General features: G+C 65.9%; 17 protein-coding genes. 7 read left to right on the top strand and 10 right to left on the bottom strand.

What is annotated here, in order from left to right; genetic code table 11:
• Positions 1-157: 157 nt before the first annotated feature.
• Positions 158-454 carry a hypothetical protein gene (locus Sa4125_RS19345; protein ID WP_224008040.1) on the top strand — a complete coding sequence of 99 codons (297 nt, stop codon included), beginning with the start codon at positions 158-160 and terminating at the stop codon, positions 452-454.
• A 135-nt stretch (positions 455-589) separates the two neighbouring features.
• Here the strand turns inward: Sa4125_RS19345 and Sa4125_RS19340 are convergent, their stop codons facing one another.
• Together Sa4125_RS19340 and Sa4125_RS19335 are read right to left on the bottom strand one after the other, a co-directional pair.
• Positions 590-1462, bottom strand: coding sequence for a quinoprotein dehydrogenase-associated SoxYZ-like carrier (locus Sa4125_RS19340; RefSeq protein ID WP_224000655.1), 873 nt, complete (start codon positions 1460-1462; stop codon positions 590-592).
• A gap of 148 nt (positions 1463-1610) precedes the next feature.
• Positions 1611-2558 carry a quinoprotein relay system zinc metallohydrolase 2 gene (locus Sa4125_RS19335; protein ID WP_224000650.1) on the bottom strand — a complete coding sequence of 316 codons (948 nt, stop codon included), beginning with the start codon at positions 2556-2558 and terminating at the stop codon, positions 1611-1613.
• Between the two features lie 706 nt (positions 2559-3264).
• Between Sa4125_RS19335 and xoxF5 the strand changes: the two genes are divergently transcribed.
• The 4 genes from xoxF5 to Sa4125_RS19315 all read left to right on the top strand — a co-directional run bounded on the left by xoxF5 (position 3265) and on the right by Sa4125_RS19315 (position 7575).
• Complete coding sequence (gene xoxF5 / locus Sa4125_RS19330; RefSeq protein WP_224008037.1) at positions 3265-5070, top strand: lanthanide-dependent methanol dehydrogenase XoxF5; 1806 nt, start codon at positions 3265-3267, stop codon at positions 5068-5070.
• Positions 5071-5398: 328 nt separating this feature from the next.
• A complete protein-coding gene (locus tag Sa4125_RS19325; RefSeq protein WP_224000648.1) occupies positions 5399-6124 on the top strand; it encodes a cytochrome c in 726 nt (241 codons plus the stop codon).
• A 4-nt stretch (positions 6125-6128) separates the two neighbouring features.
• A complete protein-coding gene (locus tag Sa4125_RS19320; protein ID WP_224000646.1) occupies positions 6129-6992 on the top strand; it encodes a substrate-binding domain-containing protein in 864 nt (287 codons plus the stop codon).
• A 1-nt stretch (position 6993) separates the two neighbouring features.
• The gene (locus tag Sa4125_RS19315) at positions 6994-7575 is read left to right on the top strand and encodes a PQQ-dependent catabolism-associated CXXCW motif protein (RefSeq protein WP_224000644.1); all 582 of its coding nucleotides are present in this window, start codon (positions 6994-6996) and stop codon (positions 7573-7575) included.
• A gap of 274 nt (positions 7576-7849) precedes the next feature.
• On the opposite strand, the gene Sa4125_RS19310 is transcribed toward Sa4125_RS19315, so the two are convergent.
• From Sa4125_RS19310 to Sa4125_RS19275, 8 genes are all read right to left on the bottom strand, one after another.
• The gene (locus Sa4125_RS19310; RefSeq protein WP_224000642.1) at positions 7850-8707 is read right to left on the bottom strand and encodes a hypothetical protein; all 858 of its coding nucleotides are present in this window, start codon (positions 8705-8707) and stop codon (positions 7850-7852) included.
• An 89-nt stretch (positions 8708-8796) separates the two neighbouring features.
• Positions 8797-9645, bottom strand: a complete 849-nt coding sequence (locus Sa4125_RS19305; RefSeq protein ID WP_224000640.1) for an ABC transporter permease — start codon at positions 9643-9645, stop codon at positions 8797-8799.
• Positions 9642-10457 (bottom strand): ABC transporter ATP-binding protein, encoded by an 816-nt coding sequence (locus Sa4125_RS19300; protein ID WP_224000638.1) that lies wholly within the window; start codon positions 10455-10457, stop codon positions 9642-9644. Before Sa4125_RS19300 ends, Sa4125_RS19305 begins: the two co-directional genes overlap by 4 nt.
• An 8-nt stretch (positions 10458-10465) precedes the next feature.
• Complete coding sequence (locus Sa4125_RS19295; protein ID WP_224000636.1) at positions 10466-11059, bottom strand: hypothetical protein; 594 nt, start codon at positions 11057-11059, stop codon at positions 10466-10468.
• Positions 11060-11136: 77 nt separating this feature from the next.
• Positions 11137-12108, bottom strand: a complete 972-nt coding sequence (locus tag Sa4125_RS19290) for a PQQ-dependent catabolism-associated beta-propeller protein (RefSeq protein ID WP_224000627.1) — start codon at positions 12106-12108, stop codon at positions 11137-11139.
• 277 nt (positions 12109-12385) lie between these two features.
• Positions 12386-13015 (bottom strand): response regulator transcription factor, encoded by a 630-nt coding sequence (locus tag Sa4125_RS19285; RefSeq protein ID WP_224000625.1) that lies wholly within the window; start codon positions 13013-13015, stop codon positions 12386-12388.
• On the bottom strand, positions 13012-14481 hold the full coding sequence (locus Sa4125_RS19280) for a sensor histidine kinase (RefSeq protein ID WP_224000623.1): 1470 nt from the start codon (positions 14479-14481) through the stop codon (positions 13012-13014). Before Sa4125_RS19280 ends, Sa4125_RS19285 begins: the two co-directional genes overlap by 4 nt.
• A 189-nt stretch (positions 14482-14670) precedes the next feature.
• On the bottom strand, positions 14671-15939 hold the full coding sequence (locus tag Sa4125_RS19275) for an ABC transporter substrate-binding protein (RefSeq protein WP_224000621.1): 1269 nt from the start codon (positions 15937-15939) through the stop codon (positions 14671-14673).
• 128 nt (positions 15940-16067) lie between these two features.
• Here Sa4125_RS19275 and Sa4125_RS19270 point away from each other — a divergent pair, with 128 nt between their 5' ends.
• Both Sa4125_RS19270 and Sa4125_RS19265 read left to right on the top strand, forming a co-directional pair.
• Positions 16068-16589, top strand: coding sequence for a DUF3280 domain-containing protein (locus Sa4125_RS19270; protein WP_224000619.1), 522 nt, complete (start codon positions 16068-16070; stop codon positions 16587-16589).
• Positions 16589-17644: a (5-formylfuran-3-yl)methyl phosphate synthase gene (locus Sa4125_RS19265; protein ID WP_224000617.1), complete on the top strand. Its 1056-nt coding sequence runs from the start codon at positions 16589-16591 to the stop codon at positions 17642-17644. The genes Sa4125_RS19270 and Sa4125_RS19265 overlap by 1 nt, the downstream gene beginning before the upstream one ends.
• Positions 17645-17768: the final 124 nt, after the last annotated feature.

The following is a 17768-nucleotide window of genomic DNA, read 5'->3' as shown; positions in this document are numbered from 1 at the left end:
CGGCGGTGGGATTTCAAAGCGCAGGTCAGCGACCGAGCTGCCGGCGCAGGCGATTTCGGGAGGAAACATGTCCACATTGATCCGGCTCGTGCTGGCGGCAGCCGTCGCGGCTTCGACATCGGCGGCCCTTGCCCAGACGGCGACGGGTACCGGCAGCATGACGCCTGCGACGATCGGCACCGGCTATCCGACGACCGCCACCGCCGACTATGTCTTCGGCTGCATGCAGGCCAACGGCAATACGCCGCAGTCGCTCGAACGCTGTGCCTGCTCCTTCGACGTCGTCGCCTCGATCGTGCCGTACGACATCTATGTCGAGGCCTCCACCTTTCTGTCGATGGGGCAGGTCTCGGGAGAGAAGGGTTCGCTGTTCCGCGGCTCGGTGGAATCCAATCGCGTCATCGGCGACCTGCGCCGCGCCCAGGCGGAAGCGGAGATTCGCTGCTTCGAGTAAGGCGCTTCCGCCATTCAAGCCGGCAGGAACGGCGGCTCGCCGGCGGCCGGTTCGCGAGAGCGGCGGCGCGCTGCGGCTATCGCGGCGCCTGAACGCCGATCGGAAAACCGTTCTCTTCTGAGCAGGACGAGCCTGTCAGGAACTGCCGGGTGCAAATTCCTTCTCGAAGACCGCACCTTCGGTGTCTGTCGCCTTGGCGTGAAACTCTTCGTCGCCCTTTCCGGCATAGGCGAAGCGAAAATTCGGATCTTCCGAGATCGAGATGCCGCCTGTCATGGAGAAGATCTCCTCGCCGGCGCTCTCGACGCGGATATCGGTGATGAAATGCGCGGGAATGTAGAGGAGCGTCACCTGATCCTTCTGCAGGCCTGAATTGTTGGGATGACGGACCATCAGCTGGGCCACCTGGCGCGCGCCGTCCGAGCCTTCCTGCGCGCCGAACCGCTTCAGCCGCATCTGGCCGATCGTCTTGGCGGCGGCCACCGCGTCCTTGGCGGCGGGCGCGGCGCAGCCGCCGGCCGCCTTCACGAAGCGCTTGACCATGTAGAGCGTGCCGTCCGCAGCCTCGGCCACGGCGTGGATGTCGGTATAGGCGTTGACGCGCACGCGCGTCTCCAGCTCCGTCAGGCCCGACTTGGCACCGATCGTGAAGGTGGCGGCGACCGGCGAGGGGTTTTCGTCGATGACGAGCGTCACCTTGCGGATGTTCTTCGCCGGATCGAGAGTCAGCTTGACCGGGACGATCGCCGGATCGGTCGCGCGGGCCGGCGCTTCGAGCGTGATGACGCCGGTGCCGTCCTGCATCGGCCGGTCGTCGAACACGTCGGTGACGAGGCCCGGCCAGGATGACTCCGCCTGGCCGGCAATCTCCTCAGGCGAAGGTGCGGTGTCGGGCGATGCAGAGACGGCCGATGCCGTTCCGGCGGTCAGGAGCGCAAAAGCCAGCGTGCCCGAGGTCAGCGTGGCGCGGAATGAGGGTCGTGGCCGGCGGCCGTCGTGATTGAGCATCGGTTTCTCCCAATGGCGTCGTCCACGTGTGCCTTCCCGCGGTTCCGTCGCCTGTCCCGATTGTGCGGCGGAAGTCGCCCGGGCTCAAGCGCCCGATGAAAACTTCCGCGTGACGAGCCGCGCCGGCCTTGCCGCGCGGCAGGCACGATCATTCCCATTCGAGCTCGGCGAAAGCGGCGGAGGCGTTGCGGGCGTTGTAGTCGTCGAACAGCGCCCAGTTCCCGGCCTCGCTGGCGCCGGCCGTGGCGATCGCCTCGCTCAGTGTCCGCCCCTCGGCGATGGCAAGCCGGATGTCGCCGGCCAGCGTCTCCAGATAGCGCCGCCCGGGCTGAAGCGCCTGCGGCCAGGACGCAGCCACAGGGCCATGGCCCGGCACGACGCGCTCTGCCGGCAGGGCGGCGAGGGCATCCAGCTGGGCAATCCAGCCCTTGAGGCTGCCATCGACGATCGGCACATGGTCGAGAAACACCAGGTCGCCGGCAAACAGTGTGCCGCTCGTCTCGTCGAGGACGGTGAGGTCGTTATCGGTATGCGCCGTCCCCCAGGCCGTCAGGCGCAACTGTCGGCCGCCGAGATCGAGCAGGCGTTCGCCGTCGACGGTGCTGTCGGGCAAGGCGATCGTCACCTCGGCGGTCAACCGTGCCCCGAGCTCGTCTCGCATGGTCGTCAGATAGGTCTCGCGCCGTGCGGCCAGCGCCGCGGGAAGGGCATGATGGGCGATGATCTCTGCGCCCGCCTGCCTGAAGACCTCGTTGCCGAAGATATGGTCGGGATGCATGTGGGTGTTGACGAGGTAGCGCACGGGCAGGCTCGTCACGGCGCGGATGGCGGCCAGCGCGGCACGCCCGTCCTCCATGCTGCCCCCGCTGTCGATCATCGCGACGGCATCCTTCCCGACGACGAAGCCGAGATTGGCGATGGCACCGAGATTCCCTTGGCTGATCAGCGCCACCCGTCCCAGCCGCACATAGACGCCATCGGCGATGGCCCGGAATCGCCCTGTTTCCAGCGGCCCCTCGGCGTCCGCATTTGCAGCTTTCGCCGCCCCCGACGCCATCACAAGGCCGAGTTGGAGGAGGCTTCTCCGCGACATCATCGTTTTTCGCCCTCCTGTCTGCGGCGATGCCCTGACGCGACGGCCTTTATCAGATCCCAACGGGATTCACGCAATTATGCCGAAAGTCTGAGAACGACGTAACCTGAGCTATGGGGCGCGCCCACTGAAAGTCGTTTTCTCCACCCTGTCGGCGGGAGATAAATTATCTGAACGCTGCGGTGATGAAAATGACGGCGCGCAGGCTTTATCCACCCTCCGTTTGAAGCCATTTCCGATTCGGATAAGGAGGTTTCTTGGGCGTAATGGGGTCTGTATTGTATTTCATATCAATAGCATGAAGAAATACGTATATCGTAAGTGTTCAATAAGGAAAATATCCTGAATGCAAGAGCCGAAGATCAATGGTTATACCGCGGCGCACCGTAAGTATGTTGCATTGCACACATGAATTCGGTGTCGAGCCGCTTGCATCCGCATTCTTCTCAGCCTAGCCTCGCTCCATGGTTTCCGGCTTCAAGGTCGCCGTGTTGGGAGCATGGCGAATCTCGAAGGCCACGGTAGGGCAGTTTCAACGGTGCCCACCAAGACCCCTATTGGCGGTCGTGACACGCTGCCGGAAACCTTCCCCATTGTGATCGAGGCGGTCGCGCGTGAACATTCCGTTCGCGGGAGCCGGTGGGTTTAGTTCCTTCGGAGGAATCTAATGCTAAAAATGATGACGAAGGCGGCACTGGCGACGAGCCTGATGATCGGCCTCGGGGCCGGGATTGCTTCCGCGAACGAGGCGTTGGCAACGATGCAGCAAAATGCTGCGGACTGGACGATGCCGACGGGCGATTACGCCAACACGCGATACTCGACCCTCGACAAGATCAACAAGGGCAACGTCAAGGACCTCGTCCCGGCCTGGACCTTCTCGACCGGCGTTCTGCGCGGCCATGAAGGCAATCCGCTGGTGATCGGGGACACGATGTTTGTCCACACGCCGTTCCCGAACATCGTCTACGCGCTCGACCTGAAGGATAACGGGTCGATCAAGTGGAAGTACGAGCCGGTGCAGGATCCGAACGTCATTCCGGTGATGTGCTGCGATACCGTCAACCGCGGCGTTGCCTATGCCCCGGCTGCCGAGGGCGGCAAGAACCTGATCATCCTGCATCAGGCGGACACCACGGTGGTTGCGCTCGATGCGGCGACCGGCGAGCAGGTCTGGACGGTCAAGAACGGCGATCCGAGCAAGGGCGAGACCGGCACGGCCGCGCCGATGGTCGTCAAGGACAAGGTGATGATCGGCATCTCCGGCGGCGAGTTCGGCGTGCGCGGATCGCTGACGGCCTACAATCTCAAGGACGGCACGCAGGCATGGCGCGCCTATTCCACGGGCCCGGACGCCGAAATGCTGTTCGACCCGGAGAAGACCACGGCCCTCGGCAAGCCCGTCGGTGCGGACTCTTCGCTGAAGACCTGGGAAGGCGATCAGTGGAAGATCGGTGGCGGCACCACCTGGGGCTGGTACTCCTACGATCCGGAGCTGAACCTCATCTATTACGGCACGGGCAACCCCTCGACCTGGAACCCGTCGCAGCGTCCGGGCGACAACAAGTGGTCGATGGCCATCATGGCGCGTGATGCCGACACCGGCATGGCGAAGTGGGTCTATCAGATGACCCCGCACGACGAGTGGGACTTCGACGGCGTCAACGAGATGATCCTCGCGGACATCGATGTCGACGGCGCTCCGCGCAAGGTGCTGGCGCATTTCGACCGCAACGGCTTTGCCTACACGCTCGACCGTGCCACCGGCGAACTGCTCGTCGCCAAGAAGTACGATCCGGCCGTGAACTGGGCGACGGAAGTCGTCATGGACAAGGAATCGGAGCAGTACGGCCGTCCGCAGGTGGTCGCGCAGTACTCGACCGAGCAGAACGGCGAAGACGTGAACTCGACGGGCATCTGCCCGGCCGCTCTCGGCACCAAGGACCAGCAGCCGGCGGCGTTCTCGCCGAAGACCAAGCTGTTCTACGTGCCGACCAACCACGTCTGCATGGACTACGAGCCGTTCCGTGTCGCCTACACCGCCGGCCAGCCCTATGTCGGCGCGACGCTGTCGATGTACCCGGCCCCCAACAGCCATGGCGGCATGGGCAACTTCATTGCCTGGGACGCCGGCAAGGGTGAGATCGTCTGGTCGCTCCCCGAGCAGTTCTCGGTCTGGTCGGGTGCGCTCGCCACGGCTGGCGACATCGTGTTCTACGGCACGCTGGAAGGTTTTCTGAAGGCTGTCGACTCGACCACGGGCGAGGAACTCTACAAGTTCAAGACCCCGTCGGGCATCATCGCCAACGTGATGACCTATGAGACTGACGGCCAGCAGTTCGTCGGCGTGCTCTCGGGCATCGGCGGCTGGGCGGGCATCGGCCTCGCGGCCGGCCTCACCGACCCGAACGCCGGTCTCGGCGCGGTCGGCGGCTACGCCGCCCTGTCGAAGTACACCGCGCTCGGCGGCCAGCTGACGGTGTTCACCGTTCCGAACCAGACCGCGGCGAAGTAGGCGCGTTCAACTCTCGACCTCGCCGCTCCGGCGGCGAGGTCAACCGCCACCGAACCCGACGAGCGGCCGTGGCTGATCGCCGGGTTTTGTCTATCTACCGCATGCATTCGTGCAGACGAAAAACACTCAGGTAAATATCGACGGCGGAGCCGTGGGGCGGAGCGAAATTGTTCACGTCCGGTAGCGATTGTTCACGTCTGGTAAGTGTCCGCAGATCTATCGTCTTACGCATCTATCGCAGTTTCGATGCGTTATCGATGTTGTGTCTTTGTATTGTCAGCGTCGGCCGGGCCGGTCGATCAGGACCCGGTTATTCCATGAGGCTTCGATGAACCGCACCCTACTCGCCCTTGCCGGCACCGCCCTTCTGGCGACGACCTCCCTCGGTTCGGCCCAGACGGCCCAGGCGCCTGCACAGATCGTGCCGGCGGCCCCCGCCGGCGCGGCTGCGGCCACCGCCACTTCTCCGGCTGCCGCGCCCGCGACGCCCGCTGCCACGCCGGCGGCACCAGCCGCAGCGCCGACCGCCCCTGCTGCCGCTGCGCCGGCAGCTGCAACGGCCACTGCCTCGGCCGCGCCCGCCGCTGGCGGCGCAATGTCGATCGACTCGAAAGAGAACGGAATGGAAGCGACGCCCGGGGAAGAGGGCAAGTTTGTCGACTCGGCTGGCAATCCCATCTACGCCAAGAATGCCGACGGAACGTTCGACTACTACACCTGGCGCGGCTACAAGAAGTATTCTGCCAACTGCTTCCAGTGCCACGGGCCTGACGGCCTCGGCTCGTCCTTCGCGCCGAATCTCGCCGAGCAGCTGCAGCGGATCAACTACTACGACTTCACCGGAATCGTGGTGAACGGTCAGCAGAACAAGTGGCATCCGGTCAATTCGATCATGCCCGCCTGGGGCGAGGACGTGAACGTGATGTGCTTCCTCGACAGCATCTACGTCTATCTTCGTGGCCGGGCCGACGGGGCCATTCCGCGGGGCGAGCCGAAAAAGCCGGCGCTCAACAAGGAAGCGCAGGCGGCCGAAAATTCCTGCCTGGGGTTCTGAGGCGATGAGCGGGTTTCGCACCAGCCTTGGCCTCGCCGCTGCCGCCCTTTTCGCCCTTGCCGGCACCGCGCATGCGCAGGACCGCGAATTCGGCGGTTCGATCGAGCTGGTCGATCCCAATGTGCTGAGGGTCTGCGCCGACCCCAGCAACCTCCCCTTTTCCAACGACAAGGGCGCGGGGTTTGAAAATGCCCTCGCCGATTTCGTCGCGGCAAAGCTCGGGCGAAAGTCGGTGAGCTACAGCTTCTTCCCGCAAGCGACGGGATTCGTGCGGATGACGCTGGCCGCCAATGCCTGCGACGTCATCATGAGCTATCCGCAAGGCGACGAGCTCGTCCAGAACACCAACGCCTATTACCGCACCGCCTATTCGCTTGTCGTGCCGAAGGACGGTCCGCTGGCCGGCGTCACGACCATCGGCGATCCGCTTCTGAAGGACAAGGTGATCGGCGTTGTCGCCGGCACCCCGCCCGGCACCTACATGGCCCGCGCCGGCCTGATCGGAAAGGCGCGGGGCTACCAGCTGATGGTCGACACCCGCTACGACAACTCGGCCCAGCAGATGATCGAGGATCTCGGCAAGGGCGAGATCGATGCGGCGATCCTTTGGGGTCCGCAGGCCGGCTACTACGCCCGCGAGGCCAAGAAGGACTACGTCGTGACGCCGCTGGTGAGCGAGACGAAGGGTCCGCCGATGGCCTTTCGCATCACCATGGGCGTCCGCGTCTCAGACCAGGAGTGGAAGCGGACGCTGAACGACATGATCCGCTCCAATCAGGACGAGCTGAACGAGATCCTCCTGTCGTTCGGCGTGCCATTGCTCGACGAGCAGGACAAGCCGATCGTCTCGAAGAAGCACGGCGGCTAGAATGCGCGGTCTGGCGGCGTTTGCACTCGCGCTGGCCTTCTTGACGCCGCTCGGCACCCCGGCACTTGCCGTGACGACTGCGGCGCCGGTGGATGTTCCGGTCGAGCCGCCGGGCTATCGAATGGATGACTACCGCTCGCCGACACCGGCAACGCTTGCCGGCGCCAACGTGGTCGATACCGATGCGGCGAAGCTTCTCCATGATGAAAAACGTGCCGTCTTCGTCGACGTCCTGCCGCGGGCGCCGCGGCCGCAGGGCCTGCCCGAGGGGACCGTCTGGCATCCCAAGCCGCGCCGGGATATTCCGGGTTCCGTCTGGCTGGTCGACACCGGCTACGGCGCGCTGCCGCCGGCAATGGAAGCCTATTTTCTGAATGGTCTGGCGAGGGCGACGGGCGGCGACAAGCAGCGACCCGTGGTTTTCTACTGCCTGCGCGACTGCTGGATGAGCTGGAACGCCGCCCGTCGCGCGCTCTCGGCCGGCTACGGCGCCGTCCATTGGTATCCCGACGGCACCGACGGCTGGGCCGAGGCCGGCCTTCCGCTCGAACCGCGGGAGCCGGAGACGCGCCCGGACGAATAGCGGGCGGGTCCCGGAGAGTAGCGTCCTGCCGGCTCGCCCGCGCAGCACGCACCCGTCCAGGCGATAGAGCGCCGGGCGAACAAGTGGGAACCGGCTTTTCGCAGTATCCGGCGCGGCAACTTGAAAGCCGGCGTTTCGCGCGAGCCCGGAAAATCGCCCGTAACGCCAAAGCGGGATGGCCTTTCTTCAAATCGCCGTCCTGCTTTGGTTCTTTGTTTCCGCATGGTCTCTTTCGAAAGTCGGAAGCCACCTTTCGGGACCATGCTCTAGCGTTCTACAGCGCGCCGCTCATTGCCCGGCCCAAGGCGAACAGGCGTTGTTCGATGAGCGTCGGCACCTCGCAGACATAGGTCAACGACCGGCGCCGCTCATCGAAGACCCGCGTGTCCCACTGCAGCGCCTCCAGCGCGTCGGCGGCCTTTGCCATCTCACCCTTGTTGCGCAGGTCGCTCAGTGCGGCATTCTCTTCGCGCAGCTTGGCGGCCAGCGCCTGCTGCTTGGCGCCATAGCGCTCGATGCCGTTCATGATGCTGGTCCGCTCGCTATTCAGCAGCGCCAGAAGCTCGGCGAAGGCAGCGGTGGCGCGATCCTTTCGCTCGGCTTCCGGCAGCGAACGGACGAAATCGCGGGCCTTGGCTTCGGCATCGCCCAGCGGCACCCGGCGGGGTGCGACGGAAGCGACGAACTGGCTGATCGCTTCCGTGCGCGGTGCGCCCGCGACGCTCTCCAGTGGCGGTCCCTGCCAGACCTGGCCAGCGTCGACATGGTCGAGCTTGCGCTGGATACAGGGCCAGGCACGGGGGCCGCCGGGCACTTGTCCGAGCAGCTGCGTCGTGCCGGCGCCGGGCGCCACGGCAGCAGGTGCGACGGCCATGGAACCGACGATCGGGCGTGGGCCTGCCGACGTCGCCGCCGAAGCGGGCGCTGCCGTCGGCAGTGTCGGCGAAGAGGCGGCATTCGCGGGGGCGACCGGGGCGTCGGCGCCGGTTGCGCCTGGAGCGTTGGTCGGCGGCGGGCCGGGCAGGACGAACCCTTCCGGTATCGGGCGTGGTGTCGTCTGCGCCGAGGCCACATCGGTGCCCCAGAGCGCCAGCATGCAGCAGGACAAAATCCGCCATCTCGTCGATGTCATGTTATCCTCCCCAGGATATGTGGGCTGCGAGCGAGAAGTGGGCCTGCACCTTCGATCCGTCTCTACCGCCTGCAGCGGACTCGCGTTGCCTATTGCCGCTTGCGGCCGATGACGCCACGGCCGGGATCATAGGCAAGGATCGCCCCGCCGAGGAAAAGGACCGTACAGCCGAAAACGACCGCGAGCGCCGCCAGGTTCAACTGGCCATAGAGGGCGAAGCGTATCAGCTCCACCGCGTGGGTAAAGGGATTGGCCTGGCAGATCCGGTAGAGAAGCGGGCTCGATTCGAGGATGCGCCAGAGCGGATAGAGCGCCGATGAGGCAAAATACATCGGAAAGATCACGAAGTTCATCACCCCGGCAAAATTCTCGAGCTGCTGGACCAGCGATGACAGCAGCATCCCGAGCGCGCCGAGCATCAGGCCCGACAGGACGAGGGCCGGAAACACGGTGAGATAGCCGATCGCCGGGGGATGCACTTCCCAGAACCAGGCGATGGCGAAGAAGACGTAGACCTGGACGAGCGACACCGCGACACCCGCCGACAGCTTCGACACCAGGAGGAACCAGCGCGGCAGCGGCGAGACGAGCAGCGTCTTCATCGAACCGGTCTCGCGGTCGTAGACCATGGACAGCGAGGATTGCATGCCGTTGAAGAGCTGGATCATGCCGATGAGACCCGGCGTGATGTAGACCTCGTAGAGAATGTAGGTCTGGTAGGGGGGCACGATGGAAACGCCGAGCACCTGGCGAAAGCCCGCGGCGAAGATGAACAGCCAGAGCAGCGGGCGCACCAGCGCCGACACGAAGCGCTCGCGCTGGTGCAGGAACCGCAGCGCCTCGCGCCAGACGATGCCCCAGAAGCAGATGAGATAGTGGGCCGAGGTAAAGCCGGGCCGGGGAGGGCTGTCTGCCGGAGTCCGGACGGCGTCGCTCACGTCCGGAACTCCGCGGCGACGGGGCCGCCGAGATCAGGCCGGGCAAGGCCGGTAAGGGTGGCAAAAGCGTCGCGGATCGAGCTGGCGCCCTGGTCCTCGACGATGGCGGCAACGCCGCCCTCGGCGAGGACCCTGCCCTTGTGCAGAACGACCACCCGGTCGCTTGCCTCGACCTCGTCGATGAGGTGCGTCGCCCAGAGGACGCTGACGCCCTCCTGCCGCACGAGACGGCGGACCTCGGCCACGATCTCGGCCCGCGAGCCGATGTCGAGACCGACGGTCGGCTCGTCGAGAAGGATGAGCTCTGGGGAATGCATGAAGGCGCGCACGATCTCGACGCGGCGCAGCTGGCCGCCCGAGAGATTGCGGGCCTTTTCGCCGAGGCGGTCCATCAGGTCGCTTCCCTTCAGGATCGCCTCCGTCCGCGCCCGCGCGACACGACCGGGCAGGCCGTGAAGCGCCGCGTGATAGGCGAGATTCTGGCGGATCGACAGATCGAGGTCGAGAGTGCGCGCCTGGAACACGACGCCGAGGCGGCGCAGCGCTTCGCCCGGTTCGCGCGACAGCGCCCGGCCGAGGATCGAGATCTCGCCCTTGGACGTGTTGTAGAGGCGGGTGACGAGCGAGAACAGCGTCGACTTGCCGGCGCCGTTGGGACCGAGAAGCGCGGTGAAGCTGCCCTGCGGAACAGTGAACGAGACATCGTCGAGCGCCAGCCGGGCTCCATAGGAGTGGCTGACGCCCGCGATGTCGAGCGCTGGAACCGGCCGTCCCGCAGAGCGCGGGAAGGCGCGCGGATCGTTGGATCCCATGTCGGTCCCTACGGCACGACCGTGATCGTGCCCTTCATGTCCTGCGCACCATCGAGCCCGTCGATGTGCCATTCGTAGTCGCCGGGGCGGATGGAGGTGAACTGGATCGCGATCGTTCCCATCGCGTCGAACTCGAGCCAGGCCGGCGGTCCGGCCATGTGGATCTCGAGATCGTCGATGACGATCTGGTTGAACCATACATTGCGGAAGAAGTCGGTCGCGCGGAACTTGTATTCAAGACCCGCCGCCGAGGTGATGTTCCAGCGGTAGCCCTGGCCGGCCCGCAGCACGAAATGCTTGTGGTTGGTGACGAATTCGCTTTCGGCCGAGCCGAGGATCAGCTCCGGTACGTCTTGGCTCGACAGCGAGACATCGGCGAGGCCGAGCTTCTTGGCGTTGAGGGCGCTGGCCGGCATGCCCTTCCCCGGCGCTTCGGCGGGAGCCATGGGCGATGGCCCGCTCGCGGCGGCCGGAGCGGCATCGTCGTCGTCGTCATCATCGTCGGCCTGCGCCAGGACGATCTTGCCGTCCTTCGCCAATGCCGCCGTCATCGGCGCCACGGCCAGCGTCGTCGCCATCAGCGACAGCCAGAATACCCTCATCGTCGTCCTCCCCTTGCCTTCATTCATTACCCGGCCGCGACCGCTTCTGCGCGAACCGTCTGTCGCCGGGCGCGTGTTCAGAAGTCGCCGACGGCGACGCCCCAGGGCTGCTCGCCGACCTGCACGGATTTGATCACCTCGTCGCTTTCCGTGTCGACGATCGAGATGTCGTTGGAAATGCCGTTGGTGGTGAAAAGGCGTGAGCCGTCGGGCGAAAAGACGAGCTGCCACACGCGCTGGCCGACGAGGAGATAATCCATAACCTCGTAGGTCTTGGCATCGACCACCGCGACGCGGTTGGCCGGTCCGAGGGCGACATAGCCCTTCGTCCCCTCCTGGTTCAGGCGAACGCCGACAGGCTGGATCGATTCCGACGAAATGCCGGGAATGGCGAAGGTGATCTTGTGCTTCATCTCCTTCGTCGCGTCGTCGATGACGCTGACCGTGCCGCCGATCTCGGCCGAGACCCAGATTTCGGAACCGTCCTTCTTGTATTCGGCAAAGCGCGGACGCGAGTCGACGAGAACGTTGGCGACGATCTCCTGGCTGTCGCGGTCGATGAAATGCGCCATGTTGGTGGTTTCGGACGTATTCACGATCGTCTTGCCGTCCGGCGAGATGCCCATGCCCTCGGGCTCGACGCCGACTGGGATCTCGGCGAGGCGCGAGCCGTCGGCCAGGGCGACCACGGTGACGAGGTTGTCGTCCTCGTTGGCGATGTACATGTTGGAGCCGTCGGGCGCGACGACCATCAGCTCGGGGTCGGGACCGGAGGGAAGCGTGCCCAGCTTCTCGTAGGTCGCGGCGTCGAAGATCTCGATGGTGTCGTCGTCGCTGGCGCAGACATAGATGCGTTTGCCGTCGGGGCTGCTGACGATGCCACGCGGCCGCTGCCCCGTCTTGATGGTGTGGATGATCTCGAAGGTCTCGCCGTCAAGAACGGTGACGTCGTTGCCCTTTTCGTTCGAGACGAAGATCTTGTAGGCGAAGGCGGGGCTGGCCGACATCAACAGAGTCGAGGCGAGAGCCGCCAGAGCGAGTGTGCGCATTCTTCCTCCCGATGGTTCCGATGCCGGAACTCTGTTCTGGCCCGACCAGGCCGGTCTCCGGCTGTGTCGGGAAGGACTCGCAGCGGCTTTGCCGTTGGACGAGGTAACTTGCCGTTTGACCCCTGAGGTCAGCTGGCTACAGGCACACTGTCATCCCGGAAGGGTCCGCCTTGGGAACGGGTCGAGACAGGACGACAGCGTGCAGAACGAAGCTAGCCGGGGTGCCAGAGGCGGGAAATGGGATAAGTTCCCGTCATTGCCGGGAAGTGCCGAAAGCTCAGAACGCGCCGGGGTCGATCAGCCGACCGCCCCGTGTCTCGATGGCAAAGCGCACGAGATCGGCGGTGCGCTCGACGCCGAGCTTTTCCTTGATGCGGGTCGAGGTGTTGGCGATCGTCTTGTAGGCGACGCCGAGCCCTTCGGCGATTTCCGACAGACTTCGTCCATCGCCGAGCATGTGCAGGATCTCGAGCTCGCGCGCCGACAGATTGCGCGTCGCGGCGGGTGCCGCCGCCATGTCCTGCAACGTCTCGGAATCGACATAGGTCTCCCCGCGCACGGCCTTGCGGATGGCGACGAGGAGTTCCTCGGAGGGCGCGCTCTTGGAGACATAGCCGAGTGCGCCGGCGCGCTGCGCCGAGGTTGCGTAGACAAGGTCGGAATACATCGAGAAGACGACGACTCTCGCCTGCGGATCGTCCGCCCGCAGCCGCCGGAGGACGTCGAGCCCGCTGCCGCCCTTCAGGTTGATGTCGAGGACGACGATGTCGGGCCGATGCCTGCGAAAGGCATCGAGGGCTTGGAACGGCGTCTCGGCGTCGAAGACGGCGCTGGCCGGGAGCTTTGCGAGCAGACGCCGCACGCCTTCGCGCACCACGACATGGTCGTCGACGATGAGAACCTTCATGCCGATTGCGTCCTTCGCGCCAGGTTCTTGTCCCTTACCGGCGGGCTGACGGCGAGGGAAGGTGCCGCGGCTGTGCGATCGGTCATGCCGGTGCCAACCGCTTCTTCCTCAGTGGCATCGACCGACATGTCCGTCGCCATATCGGCCTGCGGCAGAACGCCGGCGATGCTGACGCCCGGCGGTATCGCGATCTCGCCGAACTCGAGCTGGCCGCCCGCGGCCTCGACACGCTCGCGCATGCCGATCAGCCCGTAGCCCCCGGATACGCCCGTCACCGGCCAGCCGCCGCCGTCGTCGGTGATCCGGTACGAGACGACGCCCGACTGCTCGTGGATGCGGATGCCGATGGCGGTGGGCCGTCCGTGGCGGAGCGAATTGTTGACCGCCTCGCGCACGATGCGAAACAGGAGGGCCTCCGTCTCCGATCCCAGATCGGTCTCGGTCACGTCGAGGTTGAAATCGATGGCGGGATGGCGGCTGCGGCAGTCGGCCACGAGGTGGTCGAGGGTCGCCTTCAGTCCGATACCGGAGAGAAGTCCGGGGCGCAGACGCCCGAGAATCCGTCGCACCTCCTGGCGGGCATGGCGCGCCGCGCGACGGATCGCCTCGGCGCGCTCGGCGATTTCCGTACTGTCATAACCCGGCGTGTCCGTTTCGGCCCGGCTGGCGATGCTGCCGGCATCGACGTCGATGGCAAACAGGAAGGGGCCGACATCGTCGTGGAGATCGCGGGCGAGCCCGGCGCGTTCCTCGTCCTGCAGCCGCAACAACTGCTCCGACAGGCGCCGGTTGCGCCGGTCCATTTCCTGCAGCCGGGACGCCATGTCGTTGCAGCCGCGCGTCAGGGCCGCCAGTTCCGGCGGGCCGCGGGGCGCCAGCGCGACGGCATAATCGCCCCGGCCGATGCGGTGGAAGGCGGAGACGAGATCTCCGAGCGGGGCAAGCGCCCGGCCGACCACGGTAAAGACCAGGCCGGAAGTGACCACCACGAAGAGGGCCAGCAGAAGGAGGCTCGTCGTCAGCTCGGTCCAGACTTCGGCGATCTCGTTGATGGGGGCCACGACGAGCATGGCGGCGACGACGGGAGCGGCGGCCGGCGGCAACGGCACGAGCCGTGTCTGCGGCGCGGGCGCCAGGAGCTTTTCCAGCACAGCCGGCAGGCGCAAGGGCGGCGACGCCAGTTCCGATTGCATGCGGACGCGGCCAAAAGCGTCCACCAGGAGGATGCGGGCGTGGCGGTCGCCGTTGAAGGTCTGGACGAGGCCTTCGAGCTCGTGCTGCGGGCGGGGGGAGGCGGGCAGTTCGGCGATGAGGCGCGTCACCGCATTGCCCGCCACGGTGCCGGCTGCCGCCATCTCGGTCGCCACGCGGCGCTGGGCGTGCACGATGCTCATGGCGCTGCCGACGATGAGCATCGCCAGAGCGGCAATGGCGATCATCGCGGCGATCCTGCCCCTCAGCGACACGGACAATTCCTTCTCAAGCGGCGGCCTGGAGTGCCGGGCGAAATAGCGGAATCCGGTTTTCGCAAGATCCGGCGCGACGATCCACGGACTGGAGCTTCAGGCGATTTCGCTGGATTGCCGGAAGCTAGCGTCGCGCATCATAGGTCGGACGGCAGGCCCGCCGCAAACTGCGGCTGCAGGCTGCCGGGATCAGAAGCTGCACTTGGTCTCCGGCCTGTCGATGCCCAGCGTATCGAGTTCCGAATTCTGGTGCAGAAAGCCTTCCTGCGGGGAGGCGGAGACGACGGAGGTATCGTCGGCCAGAAGGATCGGTTGGCGCAGCTGCCAGTTCCAGTCGCGGAAGGTCAGGCGCTGGCCCTTGAAGGCGGCCAAGGTGAAGTCCGGTCCCTTGATGAAGGCGTCGATCTTCGCCGGTTCGACAGAGTTCGTGCGCGAGGCGGCCTCGCCGAGGACCCGGATGGCGGTCCAGACCTGCATGTCCTTCGACTGCATGCGGCGGCCGGCGGACTTTTCGAAACGGTTCTGGATCTGCTCGCCGCCCCATTGCTCGGAGGAGGGATGCCAGGAATTCGGCCGCAGTCCGGCCGAGCCGGCGACGGGACGCGGCACCCAGGTGCGCCAGGGGATGTAGGTGCCGAAAACCTCGCTCTCGTCGGCGACGAGGACGGCATCGTGCTCGGGCAGGCCCTGCATGAAGACCGGGATCTGGCGCTGCACCTGGGCCTGGCCTGAATCGGTATTGCGGGCGCCGCCGGTGTCCTCGAAGATCTTCTCCTCGAGGATTTTGCCGCCGAACTTTCTCGCGGAATTCTTCAGGGCGTCGGCAAACAGTTTGTCCTTGTCGTGGCTGCCGGTGATCAGCACCCAGTTCCGCCACTGCTTCCACATCAGATACTGGACGAGGCCGTCCGCCAGCATGGAACGGGTGGGAGCCGTGTGCAGCATGTTGGCACGGCAGTTTTCCTCGCGCAGGCTGTCGTCGAGCGCCCCCGCATTGAAGACGAGTGCGCCGCTGGGCGCGAGCCTGTCGGCGACCTTCAGCGTGTCCTCCGCCGAAAGGTCTGTAACGATGTAGTGGATGCCGTCGGCGATCATCTTTTCGGCGGCCGGCATCACGTCCTCACCAGGCTTTGACGTCACGGTTTCGAGCGTGAAATTCTGGCCGGTGAACTTGCCCGTGGTGTTGTTGTCGGCGATGGCCAGGTTCGCCCCGGCAAGGCCGATGTCCTCTGGCGGCTCGTCGAGGACCGACAGTGCCGTCGTCTTCTCGTAGCTGCGCAGAAAGCCGATCCGGATCACGGCGGGCGAAGGCGCTGTGGCGGCTGCAGCTGGTGGTGCGGGTGCGTCCGCAGCCGGGGCGGCGGGGGGCGTCTGGGCCATGGCGGGGGCCGAGAAAAGGCCGAGAGCCAGGATGGCCGCGCGGGCGGGACCTCCCATGCCGATCAAGCTGCCGTTCATCACGCTACCCTCCCAGGTGCATCGCCCGCGGCGCGCTGGCCGGCGGAATTCTCTTTGTCTGGCGGTCCGGCGGCGCTAAGTGTCCCCGACGGCGGGCGCCATTATCCTGCATGAGGAGCAAAATCGCCGTGCGAAGACAAGGTGGACTTTTTCCCGTTCTGCTCCTGGCCCTGATGGCGGTTCCGGCCGCCGCGGCGGAAAAGAAGGTGGCGGTATTCGACTTCGAACTGATCGACACCAGCCTCGAAGGCGAGATCAACGGCGTCGATCCGGCCCAGACACAGCGGCTGACGCTGCTGGCGCCGCGCCTGCGCGCCGACATCGACGGGGAGGCGAACTTTTCCATCGTCGACGTCACGCCCGTTGCCGAAGAGGCGGGCAAGCAGGTCCTGCGGAAGTGCGACAAGTGTGTCCTCGCCCTCGGCAAGGACCTCGGCGCCGACATCGTCGTCACCGGAACGGTGCAGAAGGTCTCGAATCTCATCCTCAACATCAACGCCTATGGCCATGAGGTCGCGACCGGCAAGCTCGTTGCCCAGGGGAGCGCCGACATCCGCGGCAACAATGACGAGATGTGGGGCCGCGGCGTCGAGGCGTTGTGGAAGAACACGCTGAAGAAGCAGTTCACCGCAATCGAGGCGGCGCAGTGATGAAGCTTCTGGCGAGCGTCACCGGCCCCGACGAGGCCGAACTGGCGCTCGAAGGCGGGGCCGACTTCATCGACCTGAAGGACCCGCGCCAGGGGGCGCTCGGGGCCGTTTCGCCGGAAATCCTCGCGGCCACGATTGCCCGCGTCGCCGGCCGTCGCCCGGTCTCGGCCGTCGCCGGCGACCTGCCGATGCAGCCCGACGCGGTGCGCTCGGCGGTGGCGGCGCGAGCGGCGGCGGACTTCGTGAAGATCGGGCTGTTCCCCGCCAGTCGCGACGACCGGCAGGACGTGATCTTCGCCCTGGCGTCGCAGGCGGCCGCGACGCCGCTCATCGCCGTCTTCTTCGCCGACGGCGACCCGGACTTCTCGCTCCTGACCGATCTCGCCAGGGCTGGATTCCGCGGTGCGATGATCGACACGATCGGCAAGGACGGTGGCGGCCTCCTGAAGCATCTGTCCCTCCACGCTCTGGCTGGCTTCGTCACGGACTGCCGCGAGCGCGGCCTCCTCTGTGGTCTCGCCGGTTCGCTCGAGGCGCCGGACGTGCCCCGTCTCGGTGTCCTGAAGCCGGACTATCTCGGCTTTCGCCGCGCGCTGACTGCCGGGCGGCGCGAAGATGGCCTTTCCTTGGATGCGGTCCGGACGATCCGCGTCCTGATCGATACCGAGGCGTCGTCACCTGCGGCCGTGGTCGAGAAGACGCCGAGCTCCGCCCGCACCGACCGGATCTTCGTTCGCGACTTCACGCTCGACATGGAGATCGGCGCCTACGGCTTCGAGCGCGGCCGGACGCAGAAGGTCCGGTTCAGCGTCGACGCGGCCGTGGCGCCGGCGTCGTCGGCCCCCGCTTCCATGGCCGACATCTATTCCTACGACCTCATCATGGACGCGGTCCGAAGCCTCGTCGCGCGCGGCCATACCGATCTCGTGGAGACGCTGGCGGAGGATCTGGCACAGGCGGTTCTGGGCGACGCGCGGGTGACGTCGGTCACGGTTCGCGTCGAGAAGCTCGAGCTCGGGCCGGCCGCTGTGGGGATCGAAATCCATCGGCCGTAACCCGGAATTGGCCGGCCTTGCCGCGCTGCAGCATCCTCTGCTGAAGCACGAATGCGACGAAATGCGCTTTACAATCCGCCCCCTAGCGGCCGTATGATGACGCGAGGGTTGCCCGTGACGGGAC

It is taken from the genome of Aureimonas sp. SA4125, from assembly GCF_019973775.1.
GTDB lineage: Bacteria > Pseudomonadota > Alphaproteobacteria > Rhizobiales > Rhizobiaceae > Plantimonas.
The sequence above is the reverse complement of the archived record's forward strand: the minus strand, read 5'-3'. Positions and strand labels throughout refer to the sequence as shown.

Excerpts from the sequence above, each read along its gene's own strand:
- Sa4125_RS19345 (WP_224008040.1), top strand. The coding sequence starts at position 158 with ATGACGCCTGCGACGATCGGCACCGGCTATCCGACGACCGCCACCGCC.
- Sa4125_RS19300 (WP_224000638.1), bottom strand. The coding sequence starts at position 10,457 with ATGGGATCCAACGATCCGCGCGCCTTCCCGCGCTCTGCGGGACGGCCG.
- xoxF5 (WP_224008037.1), top strand. The coding sequence starts at position 3,265 with ATGATCGGCCTCGGGGCCGGGATTGCTTCCGCGAACGAGGCGTTGGCA.
- Sa4125_RS19315 (WP_224000644.1), top strand. The coding sequence starts at position 6,994 with ATGCGCGGTCTGGCGGCGTTTGCACTCGCGCTGGCCTTCTTGACGCCG.
- Sa4125_RS19265 (WP_224000617.1), top strand. The coding sequence starts at position 16,589 with ATGAAGCTTCTGGCGAGCGTCACCGGCCCCGACGAGGCCGAACTGGCG.
- Sa4125_RS19295 (WP_224000636.1), bottom strand. The coding sequence starts at position 11,059 with ATGAGGGTATTCTGGCTGTCGCTGATGGCGACGACGCTGGCCGTGGCG.
- Sa4125_RS19340 (WP_224000655.1), bottom strand. The coding sequence starts at position 1,462 with ATGCTCAATCACGACGGCCGCCGGCCACGACCCTCATTCCGCGCCACG.
- Sa4125_RS19325 (WP_224000648.1), top strand. The coding sequence starts at position 5,399 with ATGAACCGCACCCTACTCGCCCTTGCCGGCACCGCCCTTCTGGCGACG.
- Sa4125_RS19335 (WP_224000650.1), bottom strand. The coding sequence starts at position 2,558 with ATGATGTCGCGGAGAAGCCTCCTCCAACTCGGCCTTGTGATGGCGTCG.
- Sa4125_RS19320 (WP_224000646.1), top strand. The coding sequence starts at position 6,129 with ATGAGCGGGTTTCGCACCAGCCTTGGCCTCGCCGCTGCCGCCCTTTTC.
- Sa4125_RS19285 (WP_224000625.1), bottom strand. The coding sequence starts at position 13,015 with ATGAAGGTTCTCATCGTCGACGACCATGTCGTGGTGCGCGAAGGCGTG.
- Sa4125_RS19290 (WP_224000627.1), bottom strand. The coding sequence starts at position 12,108 with ATGCGCACACTCGCTCTGGCGGCTCTCGCCTCGACTCTGTTGATGTCG.
- Sa4125_RS19310 (WP_224000642.1), bottom strand. The coding sequence starts at position 8,707 with ATGACATCGACGAGATGGCGGATTTTGTCCTGCTGCATGCTGGCGCTC.
- Sa4125_RS19275 (WP_224000621.1), bottom strand. The coding sequence starts at position 15,939 with ATGAACGGCAGCTTGATCGGCATGGGAGGTCCCGCCCGCGCGGCCATC.